The organism is Shimia sp. R10_1, from assembly GCF_017744095.1.
Classification (GTDB): Bacteria; Pseudomonadota; Alphaproteobacteria; order Rhodobacterales; family Rhodobacteraceae; genus Shimia.
In genome coordinates, this window is record NZ_JAGHQX010000001.1 from 285,485 (window position 1) to 301,565 (window position 16,081).

Annotated in this window: 13 protein-coding genes, 1 tRNA gene and 1 pseudogene; 4 read left to right on the forward strand and 11 right to left on the reverse strand. The window is 55.5% G+C overall.

The window, feature by feature from the left end; genetic code table 11:
* Window positions 1–9 precede the first annotated feature (9 nt).
* The 6 genes from neuC to J7413_RS01325 form a co-directional block, all read right to left on the reverse strand.
* Complete coding sequence (gene neuC / locus J7413_RS01300; protein ID WP_209095660.1) at window positions 10–1,131, reverse strand: UDP-N-acetylglucosamine 2-epimerase; 1,122 nt, start codon at window positions 1,129–1,131, stop codon at window positions 10–12.
* Complete coding sequence (locus tag J7413_RS01305; RefSeq protein ID WP_209095661.1) at window positions 1,128–1,889, reverse strand: polysaccharide pyruvyl transferase family protein; 762 nt, start codon at window positions 1,887–1,889, stop codon at window positions 1,128–1,130. Before J7413_RS01305 ends, neuC begins: the two co-directional genes overlap by 4 nt.
* Before the next feature lie 3 nt (window positions 1,890–1,892).
* Entirely contained in the window at window positions 1,893–2,828 is a 936-nt protein-coding gene (locus tag J7413_RS01310) for a glycosyltransferase family 92 protein (protein WP_209095662.1), read from the reverse strand.
* The gene (locus J7413_RS01315) at window positions 2,828–3,835 is read right to left on the reverse strand and encodes a capsular biosynthesis protein (protein WP_209095663.1); all 1,008 of its coding nucleotides are present in this window, start codon (window positions 3,833–3,835) and stop codon (window positions 2,828–2,830) included. Before J7413_RS01315 ends, J7413_RS01310 begins: the two co-directional genes overlap by 1 nt.
* Before the next feature lie 114 nt (window positions 3,836–3,949).
* Entirely contained in the window at window positions 3,950–4,981 is a 1,032-nt protein-coding gene (locus tag J7413_RS01320; RefSeq protein WP_209095664.1) for an N-acetylneuraminate synthase family protein, read from the reverse strand.
* Window positions 4,982–5,068: 87 nt separating this feature from the next.
* Window positions 5,069–6,373 (reverse strand): ATP-binding protein, encoded by a 1,305-nt coding sequence (locus J7413_RS01325; RefSeq protein WP_209095665.1) that lies wholly within the window; start codon window positions 6,371–6,373, stop codon window positions 5,069–5,071.
* Between the two features lie 39 nt (window positions 6,374–6,412).
* On the opposite strand from J7413_RS01325, the gene J7413_RS01330 reads away from it, so the two are divergent.
* Together J7413_RS01330 and J7413_RS01335 are read left to right on the forward strand one after the other, a co-directional pair.
* Window positions 6,413–7,327, forward strand: coding sequence for an MBL fold metallo-hydrolase (locus J7413_RS01330; protein WP_209095666.1), 915 nt, complete (start codon window positions 6,413–6,415; stop codon window positions 7,325–7,327).
* A gap of 108 nt (window positions 7,328–7,435) precedes the next feature.
* Window positions 7,436–7,510: transfer RNA gene (locus J7413_RS01335), tRNA-Asn, on the forward strand.
* Between the two features lie 134 nt (window positions 7,511–7,644).
* On the opposite strand, the gene J7413_RS01340 is transcribed toward J7413_RS01335, so the two are convergent.
* Window positions 7,645–8,106 (reverse strand): hypothetical protein, encoded by a 462-nt coding sequence (locus J7413_RS01340; protein ID WP_247743276.1) that lies wholly within the window; start codon window positions 8,104–8,106, stop codon window positions 7,645–7,647.
* A 208-nt stretch (window positions 8,107–8,314) separates the two neighbouring features.
* Between J7413_RS01340 and J7413_RS01345 the strand changes: the two are divergent.
* Window positions 8,315–9,071, forward strand: a pseudogene (locus tag J7413_RS01345) (IS5 family transposase).
* A 189-nt stretch (window positions 9,072–9,260) separates the two neighbouring features.
* Here the strand turns inward: J7413_RS01345 and speB are convergent.
* The 4 genes from speB to speA form a co-directional block, all read right to left on the reverse strand.
* On the reverse strand, window positions 9,261–10,100 hold the full coding sequence (gene speB / locus J7413_RS01350; RefSeq protein WP_209095668.1) for an agmatinase: 840 nt from the start codon (window positions 10,098–10,100) through the stop codon (window positions 9,261–9,263).
* A complete protein-coding gene (gene nspC, locus J7413_RS01355; protein WP_209095669.1) occupies window positions 10,097–11,266 on the reverse strand; it encodes a carboxynorspermidine decarboxylase in 1,170 nt (389 codons plus the stop codon). Before nspC ends, speB begins: the two co-directional genes overlap by 4 nt.
* 121 nt (window positions 11,267–11,387) lie before the next feature.
* Window positions 11,388–12,599 (reverse strand): saccharopine dehydrogenase family protein, encoded by a 1,212-nt coding sequence (locus J7413_RS01360; RefSeq protein WP_209095676.1) that lies wholly within the window; start codon window positions 12,597–12,599, stop codon window positions 11,388–11,390.
* A 23-nt stretch (window positions 12,600–12,622) separates the two neighbouring features.
* The gene (gene speA, locus J7413_RS01365; protein ID WP_209095684.1) at window positions 12,623–14,512 is read right to left on the reverse strand and encodes a biosynthetic arginine decarboxylase; all 1,890 of its coding nucleotides are present in this window, start codon (window positions 14,510–14,512) and stop codon (window positions 12,623–12,625) included.
* Between the two features lie 537 nt (window positions 14,513–15,049).
* On the opposite strand from speA, the gene J7413_RS01370 reads away from it, so the two are divergent.
* On the forward strand, window positions 15,050–16,042 hold the full coding sequence (locus J7413_RS01370) for a BMP family protein (protein ID WP_247743277.1): 993 nt from the start codon (window positions 15,050–15,052) through the stop codon (window positions 16,040–16,042).
* The last annotated feature ends 39 nt before the right edge of the window (window positions 16,043–16,081 follow it).

Sequence of the window (16,081 nt, forward strand, 5' to 3'; positions counted from 1 at the left end):
CTGGGCCTTTCAGGTGTTGTCCTGAAAGGCCTTTTGCAGACCTTGCCCCCAGAACGTTTCATCGTTCAGAAGCGCGACAAAACGGTCGGCAGAATGACCTTCGCCAAATCCTGTGTGTGGTGCGTGTGGTTTGCCCCATTGGGTTGCCAAAAAGTCGCGAATGGCAGCGCTGTCTGAGGCGGCACAGGACACCACGGAGCTCGACTGCGCGCGATTGGTCTGACGGGTGCCGATATCCAATGAGGGCAAGCCGAGGAACGGCGCTTCGCGCACCCCGGCGGAGGAGTTGCCAATCATACAGGCGGCGTTTTTCATAAGTTCGGAGAAATGGTTAAACCGCATCGATGGATACTGGCGAAAGCGATCTGTTGGCAAAGTTGCCAGTACTTTGAAGATGTCTTCTGATCCCGGGTCATTGTTGGGTGCGATGACAAGAAAGTTCTTTCCGGAGGCTTCCAGCTCGGCAAACAAATCCTGTGCCTGCGCACCCATTGTCGCCTGCTCAGAGGTGACTGGATGGAAGGTCACAAGGCCGAACTCGTCAAACGGAATGTCGTAGTGCTCTTTGACCTGATCGAGAGTGACACCGGAGGGCCCTGCGTGAAAATCAAGCTCAGGTGAGCCGATGACATGCACGGCAGCCTCAGGCTCCCCCATCGCCATCACGCGGTTCTTGGCGGCATCAGAGCTCACAAAATGATGGCTGGAGAGCTTGGTGTTGCAGTGGCGATAAATCTCATCAATGGTGCCGGAGACCTCACCACCTTCGATATGCGCGCAAGGAATGTAGTTCGTGGCGGCCACCAAAGCGCCAGCCAGCGCTTCGATGCGATCCCCATGCACCACAACCAGATCAGGATTGGTTTCGGTGATGTAGTCCGAAAACCCAATCACGGTTTTTGCCAAGATGATATCTTGGGGATCCCCGGGACGCTGGTTGAGATATTCATGTTTTGTCACACCGGCCATACGGTGGACTTCCAGTTTGGTCATGCCGTAGCGCGCCAGCATATGCATGCCGGTGATGAAAAACGTCACCTTGAAACCTGCATCACGGGCGGCAATCGCAAGTGGTTCCAGCTTGCCGAAATCGGCACGCGTTCCGGTGAGGAAGAGTAAGGAGCGGGTCATTTGGTGACCTCTGTTATGATTGCATCGACCTTGTTTTTAAAGGCGTATGTTGCGTCTCTACAGGTGGTTAGCATTTCTGGAGCGGCGATTCCGGTGTTCAGTTTTTCTTTCCAATTTCTCGGTGTCGCATAAGCCGGCTTGAAGCGATAGCCATAAAACTTGTTGGAAAACGGTACGCAAATTGTTTTACGCCCCATTAGAAGAGACCAATAGACGCCGTGATAAGAGTTGGAGACAACGGTCTTGCCACTGGCAATGAATGCAAGCGCCTCTTCTAGTGAGCCGCAATTATTTGACAGTTTGGGCATCTCATCTGGTATGGCAAGTTTCTGTTTTTCTGTTTTGCCGCCATGAAAGTAAAACACTATGTCGTGCTCAGGTTCCTTAGCGGTATCAAACAGCGGTGACATACAACTCGCACAAGGGGCATAGTCATAGCGCGTGTCACCCCAGTCGCGGCTTCCAACGAGATCACATAAATTGCGCGCACGAGCGTACTTGCGTGAGATCGGGAAAGTTTGGCGTGTGCCCACACCCCAGGCAATATGTTTGACGCCATCATGCTTTAGAATGCCTGCTTCATCAGCGAGCCCGCCAAATATCTTGCCTCCGCCATAAATCCCAATTTTGTATTCAGGACTTGGTGTGCGCAGATCTTTGGCTTGTGCATCCTTCCAATCAAAATAGTCAAACGGACTGCATTTAGCATCTCCGACGTTGTTTGTATCGCGCAGGTGCTGAAACATCAAAGCTGGCATGTATTAACCTCGAAATGTGTCTGCGAATTGGTTTGCATCGAAGATGCCATGACGCGAAAGGAAATCCAAAGCGGACGTATCGGAGACTGGTTCAGCCTCGATCAACTTCTGCTTTTCCCGAAGGGATCTCGAGCGCGTGTCATTTGAGACACCTGAAACTGCGCCACGATTGATCTTTTCTTCTGTGTCTTGCTGAGACAGCAGGTAGTAGTGATTAAGCTGCAAGACATCATTGGTAACAAAACTCTCGGATTTACGAGTTTTATTGGATGCAGTGCGACCCAGGGTATTGGCTGAGTTTTTTCCCATAGAGACCGTTTCAAATTTGTGCACGCTGACCTTTGTTACCTGACATGGGTCTATGATGCATTTGAAGTTGAGCAGTGGACCTGATTGATGCCGCGCCCGTTCTGTGTATCCGAATGGAATGGGGGTTGTTGTGGGCGATTGGTGTCCGTTGTGGCCAAACATGACCCAAGGCAAAGAGATATTGCTGTGCGCCTCCAGCGGCTTGAGGGCGTCCTCAATTGTCAGAGTGTCCTTGGGCACTATGTATTCATCAAGGTCTATCATGCTCATCCAGCGAAACCTCTCCCCAAAGGTGCTTATTGCATGGCAATATGCGAGAATCTGGCGAGGCAGAACCATTGCTGGAGACGAGGTTTCAGTGTGTAACTGCCAAGGGATAACTGTGACTTTTAATCCGCTAAATTTACTTGCAATTTCTGCGGTCCGATCAGTGGACTTGTTGTCGTAGAGAATGACTTCTCGCACGCCTGCGAGAGCGTGGAATGTTAGCCAGTCAGCAATACGTTTTTCTTCATTTTTGGCAATCGTGACCAACGCCACACCATGTCGTCCGGCAGCTGCCATCGGTGGTTTTATTGAAATGCGTGAAGCGCGGCCTTTTTTGCGCGGCTTTGAAAAAAACCACTTCATTAGGGTGCCTGCCAGATATCGCGGTTGCCGTCGGAATTCAGACGTTCTGCGATCAGGGAAAACTGATCGTCGCGGTCCATCTTGGGGTAATAGCACTGATCAAGAAAAGACATGAAAGCGTCGCGTGCCTCTTTGGAATAAGAAAACTGTTCAGGCGCGGCAAAGAGCGCCTTAAGGGTGGCGGTGTCTTTTGCCTGCTGCGCCACGCCGTCTATCGCCCAGTAGCATTCACCGCAGGCCACCACCGGTTTGTCATAAAACATCGCCTCAAGTCCGACGGAGGAATTGACCGTCACCACCCCTCGGCTGGCAGCGACCTGCGAAAACGTGTCATTGGCATTGTCCAGAAAGACTTTGCCGGGCAGGGCGTTTTGGATTTGGGCGGCGAATGACTCTGGTGCTGTTGGATGCTCCTTTATGCGGATATGCCACCCTTCAGGTAGTGACTGCGCTGCTTGAGCGACTGCGTCAATCAGCATAGGCACCGTGGGGAAGTTCCCGCCGAACAGGCGCAGCTGGCTGTCGCCCGGTGTCTGAAGCGCCACGAAGATGAACGGATCACTCAGAGGAGGTGCGTCTAGGTCTTCGGCGACGCGCAGAGCATTGCGTTGTTTGATCTGACCTTTGATTTCCCGCCAGTCGTGTTTTTGTGCGCCCCCAAACCACCGTTTGTATGGGGCGATGTCGCGCGGCAGACAGCTGGCGTTGTTTACGCCCTGTGGGTCAACTGTGATCCGCCCTGGGAAAGGCCCCAACTCAAAGAACAGAGTCTTTGCACCGGCGGCCTTTGCACCCTGCATGAACACACGACGCGTGCCATTCAGTCCATTCCAGCAGACCGCAACTTCGTTGGGACGCTTTCTAAAATAGGCGCGTGCACCATTGTATTGCAGCTTCAACAATCTAAGCGTCAAACGCTGTTTCAGACCGCTACCTCCACGATCTTTGGACATAGCCTGTGCCTGACTTGCTTCGCGCTCGGTTTCTGGCCAATTGCGAAAACTCATAGGCGCAAGCCTCAGCCAGTTGATACGACCACCTGATGATAGCAGTCGCTCAATTTTCGCGCGCTTGTCTTTGCGCGGATCAAGACAGGTAAATTGGAAGCCGCCCATCTGGCCTCATCCCTCCAAATCTTCCCACTTGAGCTGCGTGTTTCGTGTCACCGCCTTGGTGAGTGTTTTGCCAACCACTTTATCAAAGTCGTAGCCGGGAATTTCGCCGGAGCCCGGGCGGCGGGCCCAGATGTCTTGTTCGGTGATCACATGGCCTGCGGGCAGGTCTTTGTCTGCGACAACAGAGGCGCGGGCGAAAGCGTAGACGGGTTCTTCGGCCTCAGTGCGTTGTTTTGGATTGTTGGCGGCGATCCAGATTTCACGGGAACGTTCGATCAGGAAGCGAAGTTCCGAGGGATCCATCGAGTTGATGATATCGGGGCCCTGACGGTAGCGGGTGTCGGTATAATGACGCTCCAGAATACATGCCCCAAGCGCCACAGAGGCCAGTGCCATTTCCGGGCCGATGGAGTGATCCGAAAAGCCCACAACCGCGTTTGGGAAGGCCTCTTTCAGATCGGTTACGCCGCGCAAAGAAACGATTTCAGGCGGGGACGGGTATAGGTTGGTGCATTCCAGCAGGGCATATTCGACGCCGGCCTCTTCCAGGATGGCGACAGAGCGCTGCATGGTTTCGATGGTCTGCATGCCGGTGGACATGATGACCGGTTTGCCAAAGGACGCGATGTGGCGGATCAGGGGCAGGTTGTCGGCTTCGCCAGAGCCGATCTTGAATGCAGGCACATTGGCTTCGGCAAGAAAATCGGCAGCTTTGCGCGAAAACGGTGTGGAGATAAAGATCATGCCGAGCTCTTCGGTATAGCGCATGAGCTCCAATTCATCTTCGGCGGACAGCGCGCATTGCTCCATCACTTCCCAGATCGACACATCTGCGTTTGGCGGGAAGATCTGCTTGGCTTCTTCGGTCATTTCATCATCCACAAAGTGGGTCTGATGTTTGACCATTTCACAGCCGGACAGGGCAGCAAGGCGCACCATCTCTTTGGCCACGGCAAGATCGCCGCCATGATTGATACCGATCTCTGCGATCACGAGAGGCGGGTGATTGGGGCCAATGTCTCGGTTTCCAATACGCATAACGCTTCCTTTTATCTGTCTTTTCTGTCGCAGGACTTTGGTTTTGACTGCTATCGCCTTCGGCGTCAGGTGTAAAGCTGAGCCGGCCTAGCGGCCCAGCACCAGATCCGCCCGCAAGCCACCCAGCGTTGTGCTTTCACCTAGTCTTAAAATGCCGCCATGGGCGCGCGCCACATCGGCTGCGATGGAGAGGCCAAGACCGACCCCCATGCCTTTGTTTTGGTTGCGTGCTGGCTCAAGCCGGGCAAAGGGTTTGAGCGCTTCCTCATAGTTTTCAGGCGAAATACCGGGGCCATCATCCTCGACACGGATGCGCAGGTATTTGTCGGTCATTTCGACGGAGACGTCAGCCCGCGACCCATAGCGGATTGCGTTGCCAATGAGGTTGTCCACGGCGCGGCGCACACTGGCGGAGCGTAGCGGAATTTCTTCACCGTCATCGCAGGTGTGCAATGTCACGTCTGCGCCGCTGCGAGTGTAGCCGCTGACGATGTTTTGCACGAGCTCGACGGGGTCGGTCGCTTCGCTTTCATCTGCATAAACTCCTCGGGCGAAATCGAGGAAGGCATCCAGCATGCGCTGCATTTCCTCGACATCTTTCTCCAGCGGTTCCCGATCTTCATCATCGAGCAGCGACAAACCCAGTTTGAAACGGGTGAGGGGGGTGCGCAGGTCATGACTGACACCTGACAGCATTAGGGTACGTTGTTCGATCTGGCGTTCAATACGGGCGCGCATGTCCAAGAAGGCATTGCCTGCAGCGCGCACTTCTGTGGCGCCACGCGGCGAATACGGCAGCGAATGGCCGCGTCCAAACGCCTCTGCAGCCACGGCCAAGCGTTTGATTGGCCGCAGTTGGTTGCGCAAATAGAGATAGGCAACAAAGGTCAGCAAAGCGCCAAATACCAGCATATTCACAAAGAGCTGGTGAGAGTTGGCCGCAGACACGCGATTGCGGTCAAAGATAAGCTTTATCAGGCCATGGGCCGTATCCAAATTGAGAATGACGATGCGGTCATCTTCCAGCTCAACCGCGCGCACGCTGGGAAGCAGCAGCTTGAAATCTCGCGTCATTATGATGCCCGAGAAATCGTACCAAAGTCGCGTGTCCTTTGTGGCAAGGCGCTCGGGCTGGATCAGCACAATTTTCAGCGTTTCCAGAACCGTTGGCAGCGCGTCGGGTTGGCTTTCCTGCACGTCCAGTGCTTCAAGCACCAGTTGAACTTCACGCACGGTCGCGCGTGTCATCTGCTCTGTCACCCCTTCAAAGTGTCTGCTCACAAGCACAAACGACACCACAACCTGCAGGAGTACGACTGGCAGGATCAAGATCATGGCGGCGCGGCCGTAGAGACTGCGCGGCAGATATCGTTTGAGCCAGCGAAAAAACATGCCTACACCTTGGTCATTGACACTCCCGAGAGGACGACCATGAACGCGCAAACCTTGGCTTTCAACCCAGAACCCGGTGTGGCGGCGCAATTGGAGGCGAATGTCCGCCGGGTCTTGGCGCCTAACCCCTCGCCAATGACGTTTCGCGGCACCAACACTTATCTGATCGGATGCTCAGAGATTGCGGTGATTGATCCCGGTCCTGAAAGCGACGCCCACTTGCGCGCCATTCTTTCTGCTCTGACACCTGAGCAAACGATAACCCACATTATCGTGACACATGCTCATCTCGATCATTCACCACTGGCCAAAGCGCTGTCAGAGGAAACTGGCGCGCCAATCTATGCCTATGGCGATGCGGACGCGGGACGCAGCTCTGTGATGCAGACACTGGCAGACAGTGGTCTGGCGGGCGGCGGTGAGGGGGTGGATGCAGATTTTCTTCCGGATCGGGTCGTGTGTGAAGGAGAAGTGCTGCGCGGGCGCGGTTGGGCGCTGGAGGTGATCCACACACCCGGACACTTTGGCAACCACATCTCGCTTGCCATGGGAGATATGTGCTTTTGTGGGGATCACGTCATGGGGTGGGCCAGTTCGCTGGTGTCGCCGCCCGATGGGGATCTGACGGATTTCATGGCGTCCTGCGCAAAGCTGCGCGCGCGTGACTGGCGGGTGTTTCATGCGGGACATGGGGCGCCAATTGAAAACCCTGCTGCGCGGCTTGATTGGCTTATGGCGCACCGTCAGGGGCGCGAAGCAGAGATCCTTCAGGCATTGGGAACTGGACCTGCGACAGCAGGCGCGCTGGCTGCCGAAATTTATGTCGAAACCCCTGCGGCGCTCCTGCCTGCCGCAACCCGGAACGTCTTTGCACACCTTGTTGATTTGCATGGTAAAAATCGGGTTAAGGCGCAAGGTGCGCTGTCTGCGGATGCGGTCTTTGAGCTGATGTAAAAGATTTTTGCGGATTTTCAAAAAACTTCAAAAAAGCCTCTGGACGTATCAGAAAAGCAAAGTTATACCCCGCCACATCTCCTGAGATTGCTCAAGAGAAACACATGTTCCGGCGTAGCTCAGCGGTAGAGCAGTTGACTGTTAATCAATTGGTCGTAGGTTCGATCCCTACCGCCGGAGCCATAAAAAGCCCTTAGGTCGCAGAGACCTGAGGGCTTTTTTGCATCTAGAGGCGGGTTTCGTGCTCATTGCGGTTCAGCTACTGTGTCCGCTCCGGATCTGACGTGATAATTTTATGTTGGAGGCGCTATCAGCAATCAGAAACGCCGGTTCACCCCAATTTGTGATCTGGTTTCGGTATAGGTGAAAGCGCCAATATCGCTGCGTGTATTTTCGTAACTGATATCAAAAAACGGCGTGTAGCTGCCCGCGATAAACCAATCGTTTTTTTCCAGTCTCAACCTAAGTCCGTAGGTTTTTTGGTTTGGGTCGGCGGGAAGAATGGGGCTTGGGTTCTTGTGATCTTTGAAGCGGTAATACAGGCTTGGCTGCGCAGTGATGCCGTATCTCATCTCAAACGTCCCAAAAGCCGTGATTTGTGTTGTCAACGCATCCTGTGAGGCGTTTGGAACGTTCTCCCGTTCTATGCGGCCCGTAACACCAATAATGGCGCGCCCACCAACCGCTTGTCGTACGCCAACACTGGCCGTCGCGATGTGACCTGACAAAGAACTGTCGCGGGCGTTTGTGATGTCAAAAAACGTGGTTCTTGCGAACACTGATCGCCCCTCAAGACCTCTGCTTTCAAAGCTTGCAGTCAGGCCTATGCGATCTTCGTATTTTGCCCCCGCGATGTATCGCGTCCGTATTTCAGGTGCGACTGCATATGTGAGCCTCTGTTTGGTGAACCGCAAGCCACCCGTAGGGTCAGGACCCATTGATTTCGGTCCAGCGGCGTGATTCACGGTTCGAAAATCGAGCGGTAACATGTCTGATCTATTCTGGCTTACGGACGCGCAGATGGCGCGTCTTAAGCCCTTCTTTCCCAAGTCCCATGGTAAGCCACGCGTTGATGACCGACGTGTTTTGAGCGGTATTATCTTCATCAATCGCAATGGGTTGCGTTGGCGCGACGCTCCTGCGGCCTATGCCCTCACAAGACGCTCCACAACCGTTGGAAGCGGTGGAGCGATAAAGGTTTCTTCGCCCGGATGATGGTGGGTCTGGCCGCCGAACACGGCGAAGAGAAGACTGTGATGATCGATGCGACCTACCTCAAAGCACACCGGACAGCGACCAGTTTGGGCGTCAAAAAGGGGGGCGTGGACGCCTGATCGGTCGGACGAAGGGCGGCATGAATACCAAGTTGCACGCCATTTGCGATAGCCAAGGACGTCCGCTGAACCTGTTCGTGACCGCAGGACAGGTCAGCGATTACACCGGGGCCCGCGCCATGGTGAACAGTTTGCCCAAGGTGGACTGGCTGCTTGGAGACCGTGGCTACGACGCCGACTGGTTCAGAGAAGCGTTGAAAGACAAAGGGATACGTCCCTGCATCCCCGGTCGAAAGCAGCGCAAGAAGCCAGTGAAATACGACAAGCGCCGCTACAAACGGCGTAACCGGATTGAGATCATGTTCGGCAGGCTGAAAGACTGGCGGCGTGTCGCAACACGATACGACAGATGCCCGAAGGTCTTCCTGTCAGCAATCGCTCTCGCCGCAACCATCATCTATTGGCTATGAGTCCTGAACCTAGGGGGCATTCAAAGCGACAGTAGCGTTTCAAATTGGCAATAGCCAATTGCCTTTTCAGGCATTTGTCGTGCCGTCACTGATTTATACCGGTCTTTGTTTTTAGAGCTGCAGAAGACTGAGAAACGAGGAATACTGCACTGTGAGAGCCAAAGCTGCATCCTCGTTTTGCATCGTTTTTCAAAGCGCCATCAGTCGATACACGATCTGTGCGGCGGTGAAATCCCAGGCTTCTTCGCCGTTGGGCGCCAATTCTACGACGTCGAAACCGACACAGCGGCGGCCTTTCAGAGCGTGTTCCACGAGATGCAGCGCTTGATAAAAGCCAAGCCCACCGGGTACCGGCGTGCCTGTGGCGGGCATCTGGCTTGGGTCGAGGCCATCCACGTCAAAGCTCACATAGACCAGCTCCGGGAAGTCTTCGGGCAGGTCGACCGCATGGGTGTTGTTGACCACGATTTCCTCAGCATCGACATGAAAGACGTTGTTTTCTTTGCGACTTTCTGCCTCTTGCGGGCAGAGTGCGCGGACGCCGAATTGGGCCAGCCGGATGCCATCCTCAGATAGAAGATGCATAACCGAGGCATGGGAGTGTTTTTCGCCCTGATAGGCGATGCGCAGATCTGCATGGGCGTCGATTTGCACGATGCCGATGGGTTGGCCCAAGGCGCGGGCTACGCCACTGACCGCGCCGTAGCTCAAGGAATGCTCGCCGCCGAGTGTCACGGGCAGTTTACCTGCTTTCACAACGGCTTCGGTTTTGGCCGCCAGACGCTCCATGACTTCGGGCAGCGGGCCGTCGCAGTCCAGCGCGGCATGGGTATGTATGCCTTTGGCGCAGGGCTCGATGCCTTTGCACAGCCGCTCAAGCTCATTGGAGGCTTCGATGATCGCAGCGGGGCCACCTTTGGTGCCCGCGCCATAAGAGACGGTGCGCTCCAGTGGCACGGGGATCACGTGGAAAAACGCGTCTTCAGTACGCTCGGTTTCGGTCAGTTCGCTGTCCAGAAAAACGCTCATGACAGGCGCTCCTTAAAATCGGTGTAGTCAAATGTGCGCACCATGGTGAGCGCGTCGGTTTCGCTGTTCCACAGAGCAATCGCGGGCAGGGGCACGCCGTTGAAGGTGTTGGTTTTCACCATGGAATAGTGCGCCTGATCGAGGAAGGCGAAGCGCTGGCCGATCTCAAGCGGCTGCGCCCATGTGTAGTCGCCAATCACGTCACCGGCGAGGCAGGAAGGGCCGCCGAGGCGATAGGTGTGCCCCGCGTCCGCCTCATCCAGAAGGGCTGGGCGATAAGGCGCTTCGATCACGTCGGGCATGTGGCAGGTGGCGGAGATATCGGTGATCGCCAGATTCATACCATTGGTGGGCAGATCGAGGATTTCGCCAACCAAAATGCCTGCATCCAGTGCCACCGCTTCGCCGGGCTCCAGGTAGACCTCCACATTAAAGGTGCTGCGGATCTCTTTGATGAAAGCGATCAGCGCTTCGCGGTCATAGTCCGCTCGTGTGATGTGGTGGCCGCCGCCGAAGTTCAGCCATTTGAGATCCGCCAGATAGGGGCGCAGTTTGGGTTCCACCGCTACCCATGTCCGTGCAAGCGGCTCAAAGCCCTGCTCGCAAAGCGTGTGCATGTGCAGACCGTCGACGCCGTCAAGAATGTCTGGCGTCAGCTGGCTGACGGGTGTGCCAAGGCGGGAACAGGGTGCGCAGGGATCGTACTTGGCAATCTCGCCCTCGGAGTGTTCCGGATTGATACGCAGACCAACCTGAACCTTGGCGGATTGGGCTTTGCTGAGAAAGCGTGCTTTCTGGCTGGGGCTGTTGAAAATGATGTGGTCAGACAGTGCGAGAATTTCATCAATGTCGCTGTCTTTGTAACCAGCGCAGAAGGTGGCGACCTCACCGCCGTATTCTTCACGCCCCAGACGGGCCTCATAGATGCCGCTTGCGCAGGTGCCGCCGAGATATTGGCGCACCAGCGGGGCAAGCGAGAACATGGAGAAGGCTTTGAGGGCGCTCAGCACATGGGCGCCGGAGCGGTCAGAGACATCTTTGAGGATGCGCAAGTTACGCGTAATGGCGGCTTCATCCACCACAAAGCAAGGGCTTGGCACGCGGCTGAGATCAAAGGTGCGAAACGCGCCTGCGTCTCCGGCCTGAGTTTGCATCATGTCAGACATCTTTGGCTCCACGATGAGGGGAAAAAGGGGGCGCTGCCCCCGTCACCGCAGGCGGTGACTCCCCCGGGATATTTTGGGCAAGAGGAAGCGGCAGCCCAGTTCAGACCGCCGCTGAGAGGGTTTAGAAGTCGACAGGGCCATCGAGTTCGTGCACCTGCCAAGGCAGGCCGTGTGCATTCAGCATGTCCATGAAGTTATCAGGGTCCAGCTGCTCCATGTTCCACACGCCGGGCTCTTTCCAGTTGCCTTTGAGAACCTGTGCCGCACCGATCATTGCGGGCACGCCGGTGGTGTAGGACACGGCCTGAGAGCCAACCTCTGCATAGCATTCTTCGTGGTCGCAGATGTTGTAGATGTAGTAGGTTTTTTCGCCCGACCCATCTTTGGCCTGACCCGTTGCGATGTCGCCAATGCAGGCTTTGCCTTTGGTCAGCGCGCCCAGATCACCGGGATCGGGCAGCAGGGTTTTCAGGAACTGGATCGGAATGATTTCCTTGCCGTCATGCATCACCGGATCGATGCGGGTCATGCCGACGTTCTGTAGTACAGTAGCGTGCATGATGTAGGCATCACCAAAGGTCATCCAGAAACGTGCGCGCTCGATCTCTGGGAAATGGGTGGAGAGGCTTTCCAGCTCTTCGTGATACATCTGGTACATGTTTTTTGTGCCAACACCGGGGAAGTCGAACTCCACCTTGTTGGTCAGCGCCGGGCTGTGCTGCCATGCGCCGTTTTCCCAGTGACGCACTTCGGCGAGCACTTCGCGCAGGTTGATCTCCGGGTTGAAGTTGGTGGCAAAAGCTTGCCCGTTGTCGCCGCCATTGGCGTCCAGAATGTCGATCTGGCGGATGGTGTCGAGCTTGTGCTTTTTCAGCCAAGTCGCAAACACAGAGGTCACGCCCGGATCAAAGCCAGAGCCGAGGATGGCGGTCAAACCCGCTTCTTTGAATTTGTCCTGATAGGCCCACTGCCAGTGGTATTCGAACTTGGCCACATCTTCGGGCTCATAGTTTGCGGTATCCAGATAGTGGCAGCCTGCTTCGAGACAGGCATCCATCAGCACCAGATCCTGATAGGGCAGCGCGAGGTTCACCAGAAGCTCCGCACCGGTTTCTTTGATCAGGGCAACCGTGGCCGCCACATCCATGGCATCGAGCTCTGCGGTTTTGATCTCCACACCCACGCGCTCTTTCACGCTTGCGGCGATGTCATCACATTTGGATTTCGTGCGGCTCGCCAGCGTGATCTCGCTGAAGATATCGGCATTCATCGCCATTTTGTGGACCGCAGCGTGGCTGACGCCGCCAGCCCCGACAACAAGAGTTTTTCCCATGAGCGTCTCCTGACTGATGAGGGTTATTCGAAATAAGTGTAGCCATTCATCGAGTCGCGATACGCGCCGATGAGGGTTTTGCGTTCATTGGATTGCAGACGGCCGGCAGAGATCGCCTCGTCCACCATTTTGCGGAAGGCCGCGATGCAGTCGGCTGGGTCGTACTCCACATAAGACAGCACTTCAGCGATGGTGTCGCCTTCCTGTTCATGCAGCAGGTCAAAGCCGCCATCGGCGCGCAGATCGATGGTCACAACATTGGTGTCTCCAAAGAGATTGTGCAGATCGCCCAGCGTTTCCTGATAAGCGCCCACAAAGAACACACCCAGGTAATAGGGGCGGTCTTCGGGCAGGGTGTGCACTGGCAAGGAGGGCGCGATGTCACCTGCAAGGATGAATTTGTCCATCTTGCCGTCGCTGTCACAGGTGATGTCAGACAGCACCGCGCGGCGGTCTGGCATCTCATTGAGCATCTGTAGCGGCACAATCGGGTGCAGCTGGTCAATCGCCCAAACGTCCGGCAGGGATTGGAACAGTGAGAAGTTGCAATGGTAGACATCGGCCACCTGCTGCAATTCACGGTCCAGATCGCTGTTGGGTTCGCTTTCGCGTGCGATGACCTTTATGTCGGACATCAGGCGTAGGAAAATCCGTTCGGCGCGGGCCATTTGACGCAAGTCGATATGGCCGCGGCGGAAAAGTGCGCGCAGTTCATCCCGGTAGAACCGCGCATCATTCCAGCATTCCTGAACACGCTCTGCCACCAGATAGCCGCCGATGGCGGCCAGATCTGTGACATAATGGTGATCCTCTGGCTGCACCTCTGGCGCGTCGGGTGCGTCATAGAGCGTGCTTTCGAGCACATCAAACACCAGCATCGATGAGGTGGCAGAGACCGCGCGGCCGCTTTCCGTGACCAATACCGGATGGGGCAGATCCGCCTCGTCCATGGCGTAGCCAACGGTTTCAACGATATTGGCGCAGTATTCTTCGACGGTGTAGTTGATCGAGTTTTCAGAGGCGCGTTTTTCGCCCGTATAGTCCACACCCAGACCGCCGCCGAGATCAAGATGGGTGAGCGGCACACCCTCTCGGGTGAGTTCAATGAAATAACGACAGGCCTCGGATACGGCGCGGCGAACATCATTCACGTCAGGCACCTGACTGCCGAGATGGGAGTGTTGCAGCTTCAGACAATGCAGCAGATTTTCGTCGCGCAGACGGTCCACCACGCGCAAAAGCTGGTCTGTGTTCATGCCAAAAGCAGAGCGATCCCCGGAGCTGCTTTGCCATTTGCCGCTGATCTGGTTGGTGAGCTTTACGCGCACGCCAAGCAGGGGATCGATGCCCAGTTCTCGCGCGACTTCGATCACGATCTCCGCCTCTTTTGGGCTTTCAAGAACGATGACGGTGTTGAAACCAAGGCGCTGAGATAGGATGGCGAGGCGCACAAATTCCGCGTCTTTCACACCGTTACAGATGATCAGCGCTTCTTTGGACAGCCGGTGTGCCAGTGCGATCACCAGCTCCGGCTTGCTGCCAGCCTCAAGGCCAAATTCATATTGGCGGCCAAAATCAACAATCCGATCCACAACCTGCGACTGCTGGTTGACCTTGATTGGGAACACCCCACGATAGCTGCCGCGATAGCCGGTTTTGGTGATTGCCGTTATGAAGCTCTCGTTCAGGTGCCGGATCTCAGCCTCAAGGAAGCTTTTCACACGCAGCAAAAGCGGGCTTGCGATGCCGCGTTGCTGGAGGTCCTCGAGAATGCCGGGCAGGCTGATTGGTTTTGCATCCGGGTTGGCCGGATCACAAAGCGCGACATCACCGTTTTGCAAAACGGTGACCAGTCCTTTGCTCCAACGGTCAATGCCGTAAATGGAGTCAGAGAGCGGCTGTTCATGAGACATGCGAACAAACCTTAGCTGATATTTGATAGGATGGAAGGAGAGTACAGGCGATTTCGCTATCGCGCAAAACTACGCGGGCTCAATTTGTCCTGCATTACGAAGATGAAGCCATTTCATCTGTGTGAACTCCCTAGAGGTTCCTCAGCCTTGCGCTGAAGGAAACTTTTCTGGCCATTAATTTTGCAAAGGGCTGCTGTCAAACAAAAAGTTTATGCTTGGAAAGATGGTCGCACGAGACACCGTTTGCGGCGCACAATAGGTCGTTTTGCACACAGTGCGGGCTGGCAGCCTTCCTAAGCCGGAGGACTGCCGAACAGTATCGTCGCGCCCGTATGCAATTGGTGCGTGGCTCTTTGCATGGCGTTGACGCTGACGGGCGGCGCCATGTTCGCGCTGCTATCTTTTTGGCGCATTGCCACTTTTTCTGGCAAAACTGATGGAGTAGGGTGTGTCGTGTTATCGCGTGCGCATCTGTTTGTTGACCAAGAAGTAAAACACCTATCGGTTTGGATGATGCACCATCAACAGGGGAAAACGATGAAAACATTTGGGAATTTGAACCGGCGCGTCTTAATGGCGTCGGCTTTAGGCTTTGGTTTGCTGGCAGGCGCTGGTGCGGCGATGGCGGATGCGGTGAAGGTGGCAGCGATCTACACATTGCCCGTAGAACAGCAGTGGATCAGCCGCATTCACACTGCATTGAACACCGCCGCAGAGCGGGGCGACATTGAATATACTTTCTCAGAAAACGTCGCCAACTCTGACTACGAGCGTGTGATGCGTGAATATGCAGAGCAGGGTGCGCAGCTGGTTGTGGGTGAGGTCTTTGCTTTGGAGCGCGCTGCGCGCAAAGTTGCGAAAGACTATCCCGATACGGCTTTCTTGATGGGGTCTTCCTTTGGTCCGGTGGCGCCGAATTTCTCTGTCTTTGACAACTGGATCCACGAGCCAAGCTACCTGTCCGGCATGATCGCAGGCAAGGCGACCGAGAGCAATGTGATCGGTATGGTTGGCGGCTATGCGATCCCAGAGGTGAACCGTCTGATGCACGCCTTTATGGATGGCGCGCGTGAGGTGAACCCAGAGGTCAAGTTCATCGTGAACTTCATCGACAGCTGGTACGATCCGCCCAAGGCCAAAGAAAGCGCTTTTGCCATGATGGATGCGGGTGCGGACGTTATGTATGCAGAACGTTTTGGCGTGTCTGACGCCGCTGTTGAACGCGGTGTGAAAGCCGTGGGCAACGTGATCGACACCTCCGGTGACTATCCGGGCACCATTCTGGCCTCTGCGCTTTGGCATATGGAAGCCACCATCGACAAGGCAATCGCCAATGTGAAAGCTGGCAGCTTTGAGGCCGCAGACTACGGCCAATACAGCTTTATGGCTTATGGCGGTGGGTCTCTGGTGCTGGATGACGCATTGGTGCCTGCCGAGGTTGTTGACGCCGTGCGCGCCAAAGAGAGCGAGATCATGGACGGTCTGTTCCGCGTGAACGTGAACGACGCACGCCCTGTGTCTGACAACTGATGATGAAGGAGGTCGGCGATAAGCCGACCTCACACACCT

Coding starts and splice junctions, on each gene's coding strand:
- neuC (WP_209095660.1), bottom strand. CDS start 1,131: ATGACCCGCTCCTTACTCTTCCTCACCGGAACGCGTGCCGATTTCGGC.
- J7413_RS01305 (WP_209095661.1), bottom strand. CDS start 1,889: ATGCCAGCTTTGATGTTTCAGCACCTGCGCGATACAAACAACGTCGGA.
- J7413_RS01310 (WP_209095662.1), bottom strand. CDS start 2,828: ATGAAGTGGTTTTTTTCAAAGCCGCGCAAAAAAGGCCGCGCTTCACGC.
- J7413_RS01315 (WP_209095663.1), bottom strand. CDS start 3,835: ATGAGTTTTCGCAATTGGCCAGAAACCGAGCGCGAAGCAAGTCAGGCA.
- J7413_RS01320 (WP_209095664.1), bottom strand. CDS start 4,981: ATGCGTATTGGAAACCGAGACATTGGCCCCAATCACCCGCCTCTCGTG.
- J7413_RS01325 (WP_209095665.1), bottom strand. CDS start 6,373: ATGTTTTTTCGCTGGCTCAAACGATATCTGCCGCGCAGTCTCTACGGC.
- J7413_RS01330 (WP_209095666.1), top strand. CDS start 6,413: ATGAACGCGCAAACCTTGGCTTTCAACCCAGAACCCGGTGTGGCGGCG.
- speB (WP_209095668.1), bottom strand. CDS start 10,100: ATGAGCGTTTTTCTGGACAGCGAACTGACCGAAACCGAGCGTACTGAA.
- nspC (WP_209095669.1), bottom strand. CDS start 11,266: ATGTCTGACATGATGCAAACTCAGGCCGGAGACGCAGGCGCGTTTCGC.
- J7413_RS01360 (WP_209095676.1), bottom strand. CDS start 12,599: ATGGGAAAAACTCTTGTTGTCGGGGCTGGCGGCGTCAGCCACGCTGCG.
- speA (WP_209095684.1), bottom strand. CDS start 14,512: ATGTCTCATGAACAGCCGCTCTCTGACTCCATTTACGGCATTGACCGT.
- J7413_RS01370 (WP_247743277.1), top strand. CDS start 15,050: ATGAAAACATTTGGGAATTTGAACCGGCGCGTCTTAATGGCGTCGGCT.